This window comes from Micromonospora sp. C28SCA-DRY-2, assembly GCF_030519475.1.
Taxonomy (GTDB): Bacteria; Actinomycetota; Actinomycetes; order Mycobacteriales; family Micromonosporaceae; genus Micromonospora.
This window is the reverse complement of sequence record NZ_JAUMKD010000002.1, coordinates 883,955-899,515: the sequence shown is the minus strand read 5'-3', so window position 1 is coordinate 899,515 and position 15,561 is coordinate 883,955. Positions and strand designations below refer to the sequence as shown.

At 71.8% G+C, this 15,561-nt stretch carries 9 protein-coding genes and 4 pseudogenes; 4 read left to right on the top strand and 9 right to left on the bottom strand.

What is annotated here, in order from left to right; translation table 11 throughout:
• Positions 1 to 36 precede the first annotated feature (36 nt).
• Positions 37 to 1,614, top strand: coding sequence for a Na+/H+ antiporter (locus Q3W71_RS12600; protein ID WP_302919463.1), 1,578 nt, complete (start codon positions 37 to 39; stop codon positions 1,612 to 1,614).
• Between the two features lie 13 nt (positions 1,615 to 1,627).
• On the opposite strand, the gene Q3W71_RS12595 is transcribed toward Q3W71_RS12600, so the two are convergent.
• From Q3W71_RS12595 to Q3W71_RS12560, 8 genes and pseudogenes are all read right to left on the bottom strand, one after another.
• On the bottom strand, positions 1,628 to 2,365 hold the full coding sequence (locus tag Q3W71_RS12595) for a DUF4142 domain-containing protein (RefSeq protein WP_302919462.1): 738 nt from the start codon (positions 2,363 to 2,365) through the stop codon (positions 1,628 to 1,630).
• A gap of 120 nt (positions 2,366 to 2,485) precedes the next feature.
• A complete protein-coding gene (locus Q3W71_RS12590) occupies positions 2,486 to 2,782 on the bottom strand; it encodes a DUF1707 domain-containing protein (protein WP_302919461.1) in 297 nt (98 codons plus the stop codon).
• A 76-nt stretch (positions 2,783 to 2,858) separates the two neighbouring features.
• A complete protein-coding gene (locus Q3W71_RS12585) occupies positions 2,859 to 4,040 on the bottom strand; it encodes an ROK family protein (protein WP_302919460.1) in 1,182 nt (393 codons plus the stop codon).
• 28 nt (positions 4,041 to 4,068) lie between these two features.
• Positions 4,069 to 5,328, bottom strand: coding sequence for a sugar ABC transporter permease (locus Q3W71_RS12580; protein WP_302919459.1), 1,260 nt, complete (start codon positions 5,326 to 5,328; stop codon positions 4,069 to 4,071).
• On the bottom strand, positions 5,325 to 6,143 hold the full coding sequence (locus Q3W71_RS12575; protein WP_302919458.1) for an ATP-binding cassette domain-containing protein: 819 nt from the start codon (positions 6,141 to 6,143) through the stop codon (positions 5,325 to 5,327). Before Q3W71_RS12575 ends, Q3W71_RS12580 begins: the two co-directional genes overlap by 4 nt.
• Positions 6,144 to 6,259: 116 nt before the next feature.
• Entirely contained in the window at positions 6,260 to 7,357 is a 1,098-nt protein-coding gene (locus tag Q3W71_RS12570; RefSeq protein WP_302919457.1) for a sugar ABC transporter substrate-binding protein, read from the bottom strand.
• A 396-nt stretch (positions 7,358 to 7,753) separates the two neighbouring features.
• Positions 7,754 to 8,044: pseudogene (locus Q3W71_RS12565) on the bottom strand (YbaK/EbsC family protein); the annotation flags it as partial.
• Between the two features lie 1,946 nt (positions 8,045 to 9,990).
• Positions 9,991 to 10,096: pseudogene (locus Q3W71_RS12560) on the bottom strand (DUF397 domain-containing protein); the annotation flags it as partial.
• 1,143 nt (positions 10,097 to 11,239) lie between these two features.
• Here Q3W71_RS12560 and Q3W71_RS12555 point away from each other — a divergent pair.
• From Q3W71_RS12555 to Q3W71_RS12545, 3 genes and pseudogenes are all read left to right on the top strand, one after another.
• Positions 11,240 to 11,530, top strand: a pseudogene (locus Q3W71_RS12555) (co-chaperone GroES); the annotation flags it as partial.
• Between the two features lie 497 nt (positions 11,531 to 12,027).
• Positions 12,028 to 12,459 carry a hypothetical protein gene (locus tag Q3W71_RS12550; RefSeq protein ID WP_302919456.1) on the top strand — a complete coding sequence of 144 codons (432 nt, stop codon included), beginning with the start codon at positions 12,028 to 12,030 and terminating at the stop codon, positions 12,457 to 12,459.
• Between the two features lie 251 nt (positions 12,460 to 12,710).
• Positions 12,711 to 13,007, top strand: coding sequence for a hypothetical protein (locus tag Q3W71_RS12545; RefSeq protein ID WP_302919455.1), 297 nt, complete (start codon positions 12,711 to 12,713; stop codon positions 13,005 to 13,007).
• A 2,158-nt stretch (positions 13,008 to 15,165) separates the two neighbouring features.
• Here Q3W71_RS12545 and Q3W71_RS12540 read toward each other — a convergent pair.
• Positions 15,166 to 15,546 (bottom strand): annotated as a pseudogene (locus tag Q3W71_RS12540) (WhiB family transcriptional regulator); the annotation flags it as partial.
• Between the last annotated feature and the right edge of the window lie 15 nt (positions 15,547 to 15,561).

The window sequence follows — 15,561 nt, the reverse complement described above, 5'->3', positions numbered from 1 at the left end:
GGTCCGCCATACCACCATGTGTGGCGGGGGTGGGGCGTGGAGGCGCTGGTACTGATCGTGGTGCTGGGCACCACCGTGCTGGTCGGCACCACCCTCGGCGGCCGGTACAGCGTGGCGCCGCCGGTCCTGCTGATCACCATGGGCGCGCTGCTCGCGCTGCTGCCCCCGCTGTCGGAGGTGGTGCTCGACCCCGAGGTGGTGCTGCTGCTCTTCCTGCCGGCGATCCTCTACCGGGAGAGCATCACCACCAGCCTGCGGGAGATACGGGCCAACCTGCTGTCGATCGCGCTGCTCGCGGTGGGCCTGGTCATCGTGACCATGGTGGCGGTGACGATCTTCGTGGAGCGGTTCGGCGTCGACCCGGCGGCGGCCTGGGTGCTCGGCGCGGTGCTCGCGCCGACCGACGCGGCGGCGGTCTCCGGCCTGGCCAAGCGGATGCCGCGCCGGATCCTGACCACCCTGCACGCGGAGAGCCTGATCAACGACGGCACCGCGCTGGTGCTCTTCTCGGTCGCCGTGGGCCTGGTCGTCGGCGGTGTCGAGCCGGGCCTGTTCGCCCTGACCGAGCGGTTCCTCGTCGCGTCGGCCGGCGGCATCGCCGCCGGCCTGGTGGTCGGACTGCTGGTCATCCTGATCCGCAAGCGGCTCGACGACCCGCTGCGCGAGGGCGGGCTGAGCGTACTCACCCCGTTCACCGCCTTCTTCCTCGCCGAGCTGCTCCACGCCAGCGGCGTCCTGGCGGTGGTGGTCGCGGGGCTGATGCTCGCCTACGCCAGTCCGCGGGTGATCCGGGCCCGTTCCCGGATCATGGCGTACGACTTCTGGGACCTGTCCACGTTCCTGATCAACGGCAGCCTCTTCATCCTGCTCGGGATGCAGATCCCGCGGGCCCTGCGCAGTCTGACCAGCACCTCCACCGCGCAGGCGCTGACCATCGCGGTGGGGGTGACCGGGGTGGTCATCGCCACCCGGCTGCTCTACGTCCACGTCACCACGGCCCTGATCCAGGCGGTCGACCGCCGCAGTTCCCGGCGGGCCATGCGGGTGCCGTGGCGGGTTCGGACCGCGGCCGGCTGGGCCGGCTTCCGGGGCGCCGTCTCCCTCGCGGCCGCCCTGGCGGTTCCGATGGCCACCACCGCCGGCGCCCCGGTGCAGGAACGCGATCTGATCATTTTCACCACCGTGGTGGTGATCGTGCTGATCATGCTGATCCAGGGCACCACACTGCCGGCCGTGGTCCGCTGGGCGGGTCTGGTCGGCGACGTCCAGCGGGAGAACGAGGTGCGGCTGGCCCGGCGGCGGGCCACCGAGGTCGGGCTGGCGGCGCTGCCCGAGGTGGCCGCCCGGCTCGGCATCGAGCAGGAGGTCGTCGACCGGCTGCGCGGTGAGTACGAGAAGCACCTGGACACGGTGGCCGCCGAGGAACGGGGCGAGGCGCCGGAGCAGACCCGGGAACTCGACCGGCAGTTGCGCCTCGCCATCCTCGACCACAAGCGCCGGGAGGTCACCCGGCTGCGCGACACGAACCAGATCGACGACATCGTGCTGCGCGAGGTGCAGGCCGTGCTGGACATCGAGGAGATCCGCCTGCTCGGCCCGACCCAGAACGAGTAGCGGCCGGGCCGGCTCAGGTGCGGCGGAGCATCCGGTAGGTGGCGATCCCGCCGGTGCCCAGCGCGGCGAGGAAGACCAGCCAGACCACCGTGCTGCTGACGCCCATCTGCGGGCCGGTGTTGGCCGAGGCGGCGGCGAGCAGCCCGTCGTTGCCGGGGGCGGGCAGCGCGGCGGGTGGCAGTTCCGGCCAGCGCACCAGCCCGGTGCTCTCCAGCATCTGCATGTGGTGCATGACGAACCGGTTGGCGTCCTCGGCGAGCTTGCGCACGATCGGGTCGCGGGTGCTGGCCCGGATGGCGCCGATCACCGGGAAGATCTTGCCGTGCGCGACCCGCAGGCGGGTGACGAAGATCTGGTCGAAGCGCGCGCCGGAGGCGTTCTGCATCTCCTTCAACCAGCCCTTCTGCTCGTCCGTCGGGTCGGTCGGGATGGTCGCGCCCAGCTTGTTGGCCGCCTCCACGGTCAGCCGGTCCAGCTCCTCGTGCTCGGTGGCGATGGCCGCGCCGATCTCCCGTACCTTGGCCGACTGGCCCTTCTCGGCGGCCATCTGCCCGGCCGGCATCTCCCAGAGCCCGGCCAGCCGGACGCCGTTGAGCAGGGCGGCGTCGGCGGCGTTGAGCTGCTGTCCGGCCGGCGCGGCGACCGCCACGCCGGGCAGCACGCCCAGCCCGGCGGCGATCGTGACGAGCAGCACCGCCACCCGACGGGTGCGGTGCCCCTGCCGACGGCGGGCGGATCTGAGCGATGCCATGACTGTGCTGCCTCCTCGGTCCGTACGCGTCCGCCGGGCGATCGCGTCCCCGCCGGTCGCCCGTCCGCCCACTGGTACGGGCTGATCGCCCGATCAGTTCATTCGGCCGGGGCGGCGGGGTCAGCGGACGGCGGCCAGCACCAGCCCGAGCAGCAGCAGGGTGAGCGCGGCGGCGGCGAAGATCACCAACAGTTCCCGCCGGCCGTGCTCGGCGGACGGGTCGGCCGCGATCGGGGCGGCGGGCGGGGGCAGGTCCCGGGTGAGCGCGGCGAGGTCGCCGAGCGTACGGGCGGTCCAGACGGCACCGGCCCGTTCGGCGAACTCGTCGAGGGTGAGCCGGCCGGCGGCGGTGTGCCGTTGCAACTCGGCGACCATCCGGTGCCGGTCGTCGTCGGAGGCGCGCAACTGGACGTCCACGGGGGACAGGCTACGCAGGAACGGCGCGCCCCGGGTCCGCCGGACAGCCGAGTGTTCGCCCGGCCGGTGCCGCCGGTCAGCCGGCGTCGAGCGGGTCGGCGAGCAGCCGCTCGAAGGCCAGCTCGGCCGCGCCGATCAACGCGGCGTCCTCGCCCAGCTTGGGGGTGCGCAGGCGGACGTGTTCCAGGCAGGCGGCCAGCCCGTTGGAGTTGAGCCGGCTGCGCACCTGGGCCGCCGCGGCGAGGTAGAGGTCGCGCATGGTGCCGCCGAAGATGACCATCTCCGGGTTGAAGATGTTGACCAGGTTGGCCACCCCGAAGCCGAGCCAGTCGCCGGCCTGGCGGACCGCCGACTGCGCCCGGGCGTCGCCCCGGTCGGCGGCGTCGAAGACGGCCAGCAGCGCCTCCCGCCCCCGGGCGTCCGAGCGGCCGGCGTGGCGCAGCAGCGCGTGCTCGCCGATCTCGGTCTCCCAGCAGCCCCGGGAGCCGCACTCGCAGTGCTCGCCGTCGCGGACCACCTTCATGTGGCCGACCTCGCCGCCGTACCCGCCGTGCCCGGTCACCCGCCGGCCGCCGGCGATGATGCCGGCGCCCACGCCGACGTCCCCGTAGAGGTAGATGACGTTGTCGCAGCCGGCGGCAGCGCCCCGGGCGTGCTCGGCGAACGCCGCCACGTCGGCCACGTTCCCGACCGTGACCGGCACCTCGCAGCCCAGTTCCGCGCCGAGCGCCGCGCCGATCGGCTCGTCCACCCAGCCGGTGGTCGGGCCCAGCCGGACCAGGCCGTCGGCGCGGCGCACCATGCCGCAGACCGCGACCCCGGCGCCGACGCAGATCGACTCGCCCGGCACCCCGTGCTGCATCTCCTTGACCGCCCCGGCCAGCAGCGGCGCGGCCTCCGCCGCGGTCAGGTCGCGGGGGCGGTCCAGCTCCCGGCGGTCGAGCACGGTGCCGCCGAGACCGACCCGCGCGGCCCGCAGCCGGTCCACCTCGATGCTGTACGCGTACGCGTAGACCCGCGCCGACTCGGGCCGGACGACCAGCGACGGTCGTCCGGCCCGGCCGGTCTCCTTCGGCGTCCCCTCGCTGACCAGCCCGGCGCCGGCCAGGTCGGCGGTCAGCGCACCGATGGTGCTGCGGTTCAACCCCAGCGCGGTGGTCAGCTCCGCGCGGGTGGTCGCCCCGTGGACGTGCACGTAGCGCAGCAGCGCACCGAGGTTCTGCCGGCGGATCTCGTCCTGGCTCGGCCCTGCGCGCATTACTGTCGCCACGTCGGTACCGCGGGGGTCAGCGGGTGCCGGTCGCCGCGGAACGGCGCCGGGAGAAGGCGTCCACGCTCGCGGCGAGCAGCAGCACCACGCCGGTGACCACGTACTTCACGCCCGAGCTGTACCCCATCAGACCCATCCCGTTGTCGATCACCGCGACCACCGCACCACCGAGCACCGCGTCCAGCACCCGGCCCTTGCCGCCGAACAGGCTGGTGCCGCCGATCACGGCGGCGCCCACGGCGTAGAGCAGTACGTTACTGCCACCGGTGTTCGGGTCCACCGAGTTGGCCCGGCTGGCCGCCACGATGCCGCCCACGGCGGCCATCGAGGAGCAGATCATGAAGACCGAGATCCGGATCCGGTCCACGTTGATGCCGGCCCGGCGCGCTGCCTCCTTGTTGCCACCAACCGCGTAGACGTGTCGGCCGTAGCTGGTGCGCTGGAGCACGAAGGTCCAGAGGACCAGCAGCAGCGCGATGATCGGCACGACGATCGGTACGCCCTTGAGCGAGCTGATCAGGACGTTGCGGCTGCGCTCCAGGTTGAGGATGAAGACCGCGACGCCGAGGATCACGGCGAGGCCGCCGATCCGGACGAACACCACCGCGAGCGGATCGGTGACCAGCCCCCGGTTGGCGCGGTTGCGCCGCCGCAGCAGCTGCACCGCCGCGAAGCCGGCGACCGCCACGGCGGCCAGCAGCCAGCCGAGGACGGGAGGCAGGTTGCGGTTGGCGATGGCCACCAGCACGTCGTCCCGCACCGAGATGTTGGTGCCCTCCTCCATGAGCATCAGCACGACACCCTGGAAGGCGAGGAATCCGGCGAGGGTCACCACGAAGGACGGAATTCCGATCTTGGCGACCAGGAAGCCCAGCGTCGTGCCGATCACCACGCCGGTGACCAGGGCCGCGAGCACCGCTACGTACCAGGGGTAGCCCAGTACGGTCACCACGTTGGCCAGCACCGCGGCGCAGACGCCGCTGGCGAAGCCGGCGGAGAGGTCGATCTCGCCGAGCAGCAGGACGAAGACCAGACCCATGGCGATCAGCGTGACCGCCGCGCCCTGGGTGAACAGGTTGGCGAAGTTGCCGGCGGTGAGGAACGACGGCCGCATGATCGAGAAGACCGTGCAGAGCACGATCAGGCCGAGCACGGCCGGCAGCGCGCCGATGTCGCCGCCGCGTACCCGGGCGACGTAGTTGCGTACGTGGCTGCCGAGGGTGGGCGTCGGTGTGACCGCCGCCGGGCCCTCCTTCTGCACGACCGTGGTGGTCACTGGACGCCTCCTGTGGTGGTCTCGGCCGGCTCGGCGCCGTGGCCGTTGCTGGCCGCCTCGGCGGGGAGGCCGAGCGCGCCGGAGCGGCCGGCGGTGATCAGCTCCACCACCTGGGCGTGGGTGATGTCGGTGGTCTTCACCTGGGCGACCATCTGGCCGAGGTAGAGCGCGGCGATCCGGTCGGAGACGGCGAAGACGTCGTTCATGTTGTGCGAGATGAGCACGACGGCCAGGCCGTTGTCGGCCAGCCGGCGGACCAGTTCGAGCACCTGCGCGGTCTGCGCGACACCGAGCGCGGCGGTCGGCTCGTCGAGGATGACCAGCCTGCTGTTCCAGAGCACCGCCTTGGCGATGGCCACCGTCTGGCGCTGACCACCGGAGAGGCTGGAGACGTGCTGCCGCAGCGACTTCACGGTGCGGACCGAGAGCCCGGCCAGCGTCTCGGCGGCGAGCTGCTCCATGGTCGGCTCGTCCAGGACGATGCCGCTGCGCTTCTCCCGGCCGAGGAACATGTTCTGCACGATGTCGAGGTTGTCGCAGAGCGCGAGGTCCTGGTAGACGACCTCGATGCCGAGGGCGGCGGCGTCCCGGGGACTGTTGATGGTCACCGGGCGGCCGTCGAAGAGGAACTCGCCAGCGTCGGTCTGGTAGATGCCGCTGATGCACTTGACCAGGGTCGACTTGCCGGCGCCGTTGTCGCCGACCAGGGCGGTCACCTCGCCGGGGTGGGCGGCGAAGGCGACGTCACGCAGGACCTGGACGGGACCGAAGCTCTTGTCGATCCCGCGTAGCTCCAGCAGTGGTGTTGCGGACACGGGGTGTCTCCTTCGGATGGAGGGGAGATCTCGGAGCCCGTCCGGCGAGTGCCGCCCGGCACGGGGGAGTCCCGTGCCGGGCGGCTCGCCTCGGCGGGTACGACGTGGAGCGTCGGTCAGCTGATGCCGGCGTCGGCGCAGAGCTTGGCGTAGTCGGCCGTGCAGACCTCGTCCTTGGTGACGAAGCCGTCGGCGATCACGTCCTTGACGTTCTCCTTGTAGATCAGCTTCGGGGTGAGCAGCACGGACGCGACGTCACGGCCGCCCTCCGGGTCCTTGACGGTCTGCCCGGTCTCCTTCTTCTCACCCTTGGCGAGCGCGATGGCCAGGTCGGAGGCGGCCTTCGCCTCCTCCTTGATCGCCTTGTAGACGGTCATGCACTGGTCGCCGGCGAGGATGTTCTGCAGGCCCTGCGGGGTGGCGTCCTGGCCGGTGACCGGGACCTTCCCGTTGAGCTTGTTCTTCTTCAGCACCGAGATGGCCGCGTTGCCCAGCCCGTCGTTGGCGGCGAGCACGCCGTCGATCTTGCCGCCGGTCTGGGTCAGCATCTGCTCGAAGATCGTCGCGGCCTGGGCGTTGTCCCAGTCCGGCACGGACTGGTCCGGGCCCTTGGTGTACTCCTTGGAGTCGAACTTGGGCTTGAGGATCGAGTCGTACCCGTTCTTGAACAGGGTGGCGTTGTTGTCGGTCGGCGAGCCGTTCAGGTAGGCCACGACCGGGTTCTTGGCGCCCTTGTCGGTCAGGCACTTGGCCAGACCCTCGCCCTGGAGCTTGCCGACCGCCTCGTTGTCGAAGCTGACGTAGTACTCGGCGGAGCCGCCGAGGGTGAGCCGGTCGTAGTCGATGGTGGCGACGCCCTGCGACTTGGCCTTGTCCAGGACGGCCTTGCCGGTGCCGGAGTCCAGGTTGACGATCATCAGGGCGGTGACGCCGTTGGTGATCATCTGGTCGGCGATGGTCTGGAAGGCGGTCTTGTCGCCCTGGGCGTTCTGGATGTCGTACTGGACGCCGGCGGCCTTGAACGCCTCTTCCAGGAACTTGCGGTCGGCGCCCTCCCAGCGGGCGGAGGACTTGCTGTCCGGGAGGATGACGCCGATCTTCGGGGTCTTGGCGCTGCCGGCCTGGTCACCGCTGCCGGAGTCGTCGCCACAGGCGGCCACGCTGCCGACGGTCAGGAGGCCCACGGCGGCGAAGGTGAGGAAGCCCTTGCGCATGTGCAGGGTCCTTTCGAGGGTGGGGGTAGGTGATGTTTTGTTGTGCCCGGCAACGTATTCCGCTCTCCGACCCCACCACAAGGGTGCCGAGGTCATGAGTTTGTTGGCAGCGGTAACAATTCAGCAACGCCCCCGACGCCCAGCCATCCCCCAAAGAAGCAGCTCCCACACCCCCACCCCTCCCCGCCCTCACTTCGCCCGCCCCTCGCACCGACATGGTGATCATGGGGTTTTGCGGCGTATCCAGCCGGAACTGCGCCCGCTAACCTCATGATCACCCCACGGAGCCGGGGGAGGCAGGGAGAAGAGCGGACGAGGGAGCGAGGAAAGCGGGGGCACGAAGGGAAGAAGCGACGGGGGCGGAGGTGGAGGCGGGGTCAGGGGTGGTGGAAGGGGGGCAGTGCGGGCGGCGGTGAGGGTGACCAGGTCCGGACGGGGCGAGCTGGGTTGCGAGAAGCCGCGCCGACCCGGCGGCGGTGAAGATGATCGAGATCCAGCGCGGAGGTCGAGCACGGTGGGCAGCCGCCTGCGCTGGCTTAGCGGGCTGATCCCGCCCGGACGCGTAGCCGGTGACCCGCTCGGCGACCGTACGGTCGGCCAGCGCCGCCCGCTTGCCGCACGCCGCGGCGAGGCGCCCGAGGTCCAGCTTTCGCCGGTGACCGGCACGACCGCCACCGTGAAGGCACCCCGTCGACCTCGGTGACCGAGTGGCGAACGCCCGCGCTCCGGCGGCACGCCGAGCGCACCTCGGCGACCAGCCCACCGTAGTTGGGCGCGATCGGGAGCGTCGTACGGATGGAAGTGCTGTGCTGCGCGATGGCACCACCGCTTCGCCAGCAGCGCTGTCGCCGGCGTTCCCCCTGTCCCGCCATGACCGACAAGCTAGCGGTGCCCCGCCCGCCAGGCCATCCGATACCTGCGCCCTGAGGCGGGCGGCGCCGGGCGGCGAAGCGGCGAGGGTGGTCGAGGGCCGGCACGGGTTGGCAGAGCAGGGTGAGGTGGGGCGCCGGCCACCCGGGTGACCCAGGCTGGCCGGATTCTCCCGGCCAGCCGCAGGTCGCCCGGCGGGTGGTTCAGCTCCAGCGCCAGAAGCCGCGCTTGAGATCCACCAGGCCCACCCGCCGCTTTCGCGGAACGCGCGCAAGCCGCGGAGGTGAGAACGGCGGCGTCGGTGACCGCCAGGCAGCAGGCGTACGGGGTGGTGGCCGGCGCGTCAGCGTAGGGTAGGCGATGTCCGGGGTCGGCAGCGTGGCGTCGGAGGCGTCCTCGGCCAACTCGGCGGCCAGGTGGGCGCAGACCGCGGACGTTGGGTCATTACAGGTAGCGGCGGACCAGCCCCACCGCCGCCTGCGGTCGCACCACGGCGCCGGTGAGCGCGTGGGCGTCCCCGCCGCTGCCCGGTGGCCCGGCGGGGACCTCAGCCCAGCCGCACCAGAGGTCGCCTCATTCAGAGGTCGCCCGTCCACACTGACCCGCCCGCCTCGGCACCCGGCGGGATCGGCGTGGTCCCAACCCGAGGCGCCACCTTCGCACGGTGTACGGCACCGTTCGGTAGCCCGAGCACGGGGGTCGGCGGCGGGAGTAGGCGCTCGAGGTCGAACACCCGCCGCCGGTGCCGGTCTGCCGCCGCGCCGGATCGCAGAAGACGCGTCGATGACGGTGCGACGTTGAGCGCGCGATGGCGTGCCGCGCTCGACGGTGGGCAGCTCGGCGCGCAAACCGCCTCGGCGTTCGCCGCGAGAAGCCATCGGCGGTGGCCGAGGTCGACCTCCGCGCCGTACGCCCGGATGCCGGCGCGGGCGGCGGCGGCGCGTCGGCGCGCCGGGCCCGCAGCCCAGGTCGGCAGGGTGCGCGCACCGGCGGCTCGCAACCATAGGCCCGCCGGCCGGCCACCACCCGGCGGGTGGCCTGCTCCAACCCGGCGCGGGTGAACATGCCGGCGGCGGCGGTCAGGCTGCCGGCCGCCCGGCGGCAATGAAACTGGGTCCAGCGCGGCGGCGAAGCCAGCCCGGCCGGGACCCCATTGAGCGGGTAGCGCCGACGCCTGCGCGGCCAGCGGATTAAAAAAAAAAAAATCGCCGCCGTGGCCTCGACCGCACGGCGAGCGCGGCCGACGCCTCGGCGGGCAGGGGCGGCGGCTGGTCCGGTCCCACCCGGCCATTGTCCCGGCCTTCCGTTCCTCCCTACGCGTGCCGGTCATGTCGGCGCGTCGATTCACCGCGGCCCGCGCCCGTCGGGGCGGGCCCTACCAAAAACGCCGCCAGGCCGTCCGTCTCGCGCGGCTGCGGTGGCGCTGCGGCGCCATGTATTCCGGCGGTGTGGGAGGTGTTGCGGGGTCGGATATGTCGCCGATCTGGTGTCGATCATGGAGTGGCCGGGAACGTGGCATCCCGATGTCGCTGTGGGGTGGCGCGGAACGCGGGGATGAGTCGGCGCTGCTGACTGGTGCTGGACAGCCGGGTTGGTGCTGCCGGGTCGGTGCGCGGCCACGCTGGCAGACCCGGACGGCGCCGGCCCGTGTCGCCCCTCGGCGCAGGGGGCGCAGCTCGCCCGCAGAGTGGCGGCGGGTCGGGGTGGCGGTGACGAGCCCGCCAGTTCGCCGGGGCGAAAGGTGAGAAGCGCCGAGGCCGGTCGGGTCGCTTGCTGTCCCGGACGGCGACCGCGAGCAGGTTGTCGGCGACCTCGACGCACGCGCCGTTGTTAGTGCTCCGGGGCTTTGCGCCAGGCGGCGCGGGTCAGGTGTCTTGGCCACTTCCTCGATCAGCCGGGCGGACTGCCGGCGCAAGGCAGTCTCACCAGTCACAGTCTGCAGCGTCGTTCGGGCGGCAACGTCGTTGGGGCTGTCCACGGTCAGCCCACGGGCTGGTTGTCAAGGTGGATCAGCTCACGGCGCCGCTGGCAGGCCGGGCCAGAAGGGCAGAAACCGCCGACCCGGTGTGCCAGGGGAGTCGCACGACGCGGACTGTACTGCATTCGGCTCCGCGCCGACGGCCAACCAGGTGCTGCGTCATCTGGTGCGCGCATGGTGGCTGATCTCGGCCTGCGCCGCAGCTCTGCTGCGGGACCGCGACGAACTGGGGCCTGGGTCGCCGGTCAACCTGACTTGCCGGGCCAACCGAGGTCACCACCCGCGCCTCCAACTCGTCAGCGCTCAGCTCCCCGCCCACCCCGAGCATCGCCCGGTACTCCTCGGTCTGGGTAGCCGGGCACCGCGGTCTGCCTCACTCCGCAGCGCCACCGTCTCCCGCTCGATCTCCTCCCAGGGGCGGAACCAGTCGGAAGCGCGGCGTGGAAGCCGGATCGGCCAGCATGGCGACGAGAAGAGACCCGCCAGGTGTCCAGCACCGCGTCGACCCGGGCCAGGTAGTCCCGGCTGGACCGGGCGTTGCCGATCTCGACGGCGCTCCACCTGCGACGGCGTGGATTGATCGCTTGCCCCAGCTCCTCCTGGCTGACCCGCGCGCCTGGCGGGCCCGGCGGGCTGACCCCTGGAAGCGTCAGTGTCGGTACCCGGGATCGGTGCTCCCTCCCCTCGGCATCCGCGCCGGCACCGGACGGTGGGGGGTTGACCACGCTGCGGCAGGCGTTGCCGGCGTGTCGCGGTATCCCGTGGCAGGTGATGGCGGGACGAGTGGCGACACGAGGTTCAGGCGCGTTAGCGCTCTCCTTGACCAGGAGTGCTAGCCGGAGGTAACCTGCGATTGCTCTCACCTGAGGGGTGCCAGCTTCCAGGCCCATCGGTCCGGGGCTGAACGCCAGGCGGACCAGCTGCCCACGGCGAGCGCCCGGTGGCATGGCAGATTGACGCTGGTCGGCATGCCGACGGGTAACGAAACCAGTACTAGGAGGGTATGCCCGTGACTACCGCGACCAAAGGTTGCGATCAAAGCCGCTGGGGACCGGATCGTGGTCCAGGCGAACGAGGCTGGGAACCACGGCGTCGGGCATCGTGGTGATCCCCGGCACCGCGCAAGGAGAGAAGCCGCAGGAGGGGCACCGTCACCGCTGTCGGCCCGGGCCGGATCGACGACAGGGCAACCGTGCCGATCGACGTCAAGGTCGGCGACACCGTGATCCTCTCTACTCGAGTACAGCGGCACCGAGGTCAGAAATACGCCGGCGAGGAGTACCTGGTGCTCTCCGCCCGCGACACGTCTCGCGGTCATCAGTAAACAACCGATCCGTGTCGTTGCCCCGGTCCGGCTCGCCGGGCCGGGGCAACATCGAAAGGGGACATCCATGGCGAAGATCACGGAAAGCTTTCGGACGACGCCCAGCACCTGCGCCAGGCACGGTCAACGCCTCGCGGACGGTGAAGGTGCCTACGGCCCGCGCGGGCAGCGTCGTCCTGGACAAGAAGGATTCGGTGCGCCCACGATGCTGATGGTGTGACCATCACATGGGGGGTGCAGGGCTCACCAACCCGTACGGAACACTCGGCGCGCAGCTGGTCAAGGAGGTGTGGGCGGGCCTTCAACGACGTCGCGGCGACGGGACCACCACCGCGACCGTGCTGGCTGGGCGATGTTCCGCGAGGGCCTGCTGCAGCGTGGCGGCCGGCGCCAACCCGACCGGCCTCAAGCGGGGCATCGACGCGGCGGCCAACAAAGGGTCGCCAGGCGCGCAGCGTACGCGGTCGAGGTGTCCGGCAAGGCGGTCGGCGCGTCGCGGTGATCTGGCACCAGGACGCCGCCATCGGCGACCTGATCCGCCGAGGCGATGGAGAAGGTCGTACGACGGCGTCATCACCGATCGAGGAGGGCTCCACCCTGCACACCGAGCTGGACCGGCCAGGGTTCCCAGTTCGACAGAATCTCGCCGAACTTCGTCACCGACGGAGGCGCAGGAGGGTGATCCTTTCGAGGGACGCGCCCTGCATCCTGATCACCGCAGAAGTCGGCGATTGGGATGCTGCCTTTGCTGAGAAGAAGGTCCTCCAGAACAACAAGCCGCTGCTGATCATACGCCGAGACGTCGAGGGCCAGGCGCTGTCCACCACTTGTGGTCAACGCGATCCGCAAGACCGTCAAGGTCTGCTGGTGAAACCCGCGGGCTTCCGGCGACCGCCGCAGAGCGATGCTGCAGGACGCATGGCGATCTGACCAGCGCCGAAGCTGTAGTCGCCCGGGCTGGGCTACAAATGACCAGGAGTCGGCCTGGAGGTTAGCCGGCACCGCCGCGTGGTGGTGGAACAAGGAGAACACCACCATCGTCGACGGCGGCGGCCGGGCCAGCGAGGTCGCCGACCGGGTGGCCCAGATCCGCAAAGATCGAGAAGACTCGGACTCCAGTGGGACCGGGAGAAGCTCGCCGAGCGGCTGGCCAAGCTCTCCGGCGGCATCATAGGTATCAGGTGGGCGCGGCGACCGAGGTCGGGGTGGAAAGGAGCGCAAGCACCATCGAGGACGCCATCGGCCGGGCCGCGGTCGAGAACGCGAAATCCCCGGCGGTGGCGCCGCCCTGGCACCAGATCCTCTCGGCGCTCGACGACGACCTGGGGCTGCTTCGGCGTATACAGGTCGGCGTCTCGATCTGCGCAAGGCGCTGGTCGGCGCGCTACTGGATCGCTAGAACAGCCAGCGGCTACGTCGTGGTGCAGAAAGTGGTCAGCAAAGGAGTGGGGCCACGGCCTCGACGCGGCCACCGGTAGTACGTCGACCTGGCCGCATCTCCGGCATCAATCGACCAGGAAGGTGACCCGCAGCGGTCAGCAACACCGCGTCGATCGCCGGCCTGCTAGCACCACCACCGAAGGCCTCGTGTGGTGGAAGCCGGCCGAGCCGGAGCTGACGCCGCCGGTGCGGCGCTCGCACGGTCACGGCCACGGCGCTCCAGCACGGCCCGGGCTTCTGACCCGGTAGTACGACCGGTCCGGGCACACCGTCACGCCGACGGTGCCGGCGCCGGTCCAACCCGGCGCGGGCCGGCGACGATCGGTGGGCGCGGCTCGCACCCTCGCGGATACGGAACGCTGACGTGGCTACCGGCCGGGCCGGGCGATCGGAAAGACTGGCGATGAGCACCGTACGCGTACGCGCGCTGGCGGGTTCACCGCCGCGCGGTGGCGGTCGACTCGGCGGTGGTGGCGGTGCTGACCGACCCCGCTCGGCCCCGCTGGTGGCGGTCGGCGGACTGGTCGTGGACACGTTCCCAGGCCCAACTCAAGCAGCTCGATCGCTGCGCTCGGCACGGCGCGACAAGATCGCTGCTGGTCGGGCGGCGCTGCTGCTCGGCGCGGTGGGCCCGCGCGCCTACTCAGGTGCTGGCCGTCCGCCGGCTGGCGTCACTGCGGCGGCATGCGGCGCCTTCGCGGCGCTCGGGGTTAACCGCGCTGACCCGGGCGGACCTCGCCGACGCCTGCCACTTGCTCTCACGGCGCCGGGGCGGGGGCGCTGGTGCTTCTGTGCTGATGGCCGAGCCCGCTGGAACTCGACCCGTGGCCCTGGTCGCCGCCGAGCCACTGCCCGCCACCGCGCGCACCCACGGCCCGGGGCCGACTGGGCAGCCGGACGCCCGGCCGGCGGGGCCGTTGGGAGCACCGATCGAAGTCGCGGCGTGGCGGTTCCTCCGCAGGCAGGTGCTATCGGCGCAGCCTGCCGGGCTGGGCGGGCGGAGGTGATGGCTGGCCAGGCGGCGGGGCGTCTCGGCAGCGGGCGGCGGCGCGGCTGCCCGCCCCGGTCTCCGCGCACCGCCGGTGCCGGCCGGGGCCGTCTGTCGCTGACTCGCGCCCTACATTTTGCGAGATCTCGGCTTCTGGATCCAGCGACACCGCGCTGGTCGGGCGCCGCAGGGTCAGACCCGGAGACCTGGCGGCTGCGTCTGGGCGGGTCTAAAAACCCGCACGCGTCAGGCCCGCCGACCTGCTGAGGCGACACTGGTCGAAACGGTGCGTGACCTGGCCTGCGTGTGTCCAACGAGGTCGGCGGCGACGCCTGATCGGCAACGCCCGCTGGCTGGGCGTGCCGCTGAAGGACCTGCTTTGGACGAGTGGGCAGATACGCCGACCAGGTGGTCGGGCGGTCGGTGGACGGCTGGACTACGGCACCCCGGCAGCGGTGCTGCGCGGGCGGCGGAACCCTGCTGGCGGTGAGCATGAACGGCGAGCCGCTGCCGTTAAACACGGCTTCCGGTGCGAGATGGTGCCCGGCGCCTGCGGCGCGGCTACGTCTCGGCCTGCAAATTGGGTGACCGAGCTGCGGGCCCAGCCAGCTTCGCCCGGTAGCTTCACGGCGCGTACCGGAATTGCGCGCGCGACTGGTCGGCGCAGGGGGCCAGTGAAGACAGGGCCGATCGCCGGTCGACCGCCAGGCCCCGGGAGGGGGCAACCGGCTCACCGCCGGCCCGATCACCGTGAGCCCGGGGTGGCCTGGGCCCAGCACCGGGGGCATCCGCCGGGTGGGGTCGGGTCGACGAGGGGCCCGTGGCAGGGAGGGACCTGGCCCGCCTGATCTCGTGGAGCACCTGGGTGCGATGGTCGTGGCGTGGGACTTCCAGGCGAGAAGCACACCCCTCAGAATTGCGGGCGACCGAGCGCACCGGCGAGAAACGGAACCGCCCGCACCGCCAGGACGTCGCCCCGACGGCGCCACCGGCAGCACACCGTCCCCTCACCATCCGCTGACCCCAGGTCGGTTGATCATGAGGTTGACGGCGTGAAGTCGAGATCGACACCGCCGTCAACCTCATGATCACCGGGGCGAAGGCGGGGGGCGGGGCGGGGGCAGAGAAGCGGGGGGCGGGGGCGGGGGCGCAGCGCGACCACGCCTGGGGGGCGTGGCGTCGCGGCAGTGGGGGGAGTGGGTCGAAGGCGCGATCTTGCGTTGGGCGGGGACGGCGGTCTTGTGCGGGCGGCCCAGGCGGGCCTCCAGGCGGGCCACGTCGACCCGGGTCTGCCGGCGGTCGGCCAGGTCCTCCCAGCCCATGGCGAGCAGGCGCAGTCGCTCGGACTCGCTGAAGCCGCCCCACACGCCGTACGGCTCGCGGACCGAGAGCGCGTGCGCCGCGCACTCGGCGCGCACCGGGCAGGTGCGGCAGACCGCCTTGGCGCCGGACTCGCGGCGCAGGCGGGAGGAGCCGCGCTCGCCGTCGGGGTGGAAGAACTGGGCGCTGTCGCGGCCCCGGCAGGCACCGAGCCGCTGCCAGTCCCACAGATCGACGATGGGTCCGGGCAGTCTACGTACGTTCGACATCAGCACCCCTCCTCC

Bases quoted from the DNA above. Each gene is read 5' to 3' on its own strand.
- Q3W71_RS12595 (WP_302919462.1), bottom strand. From the start codon at position 2,365: ATGGCATCGCTCAGATCCGCCCGCCGTCGGCAGGGGCACCGCACCCGT.
- Q3W71_RS12585 (WP_302919460.1), bottom strand. From the start codon at position 4,040: ATGCGCGCAGGGCCGAGCCAGGACGAGATCCGCCGGCAGAACCTCGGT.
- Q3W71_RS12570 (WP_302919457.1), bottom strand. From the start codon at position 7,357: ATGCGCAAGGGCTTCCTCACCTTCGCCGCCGTGGGCCTCCTGACCGTC.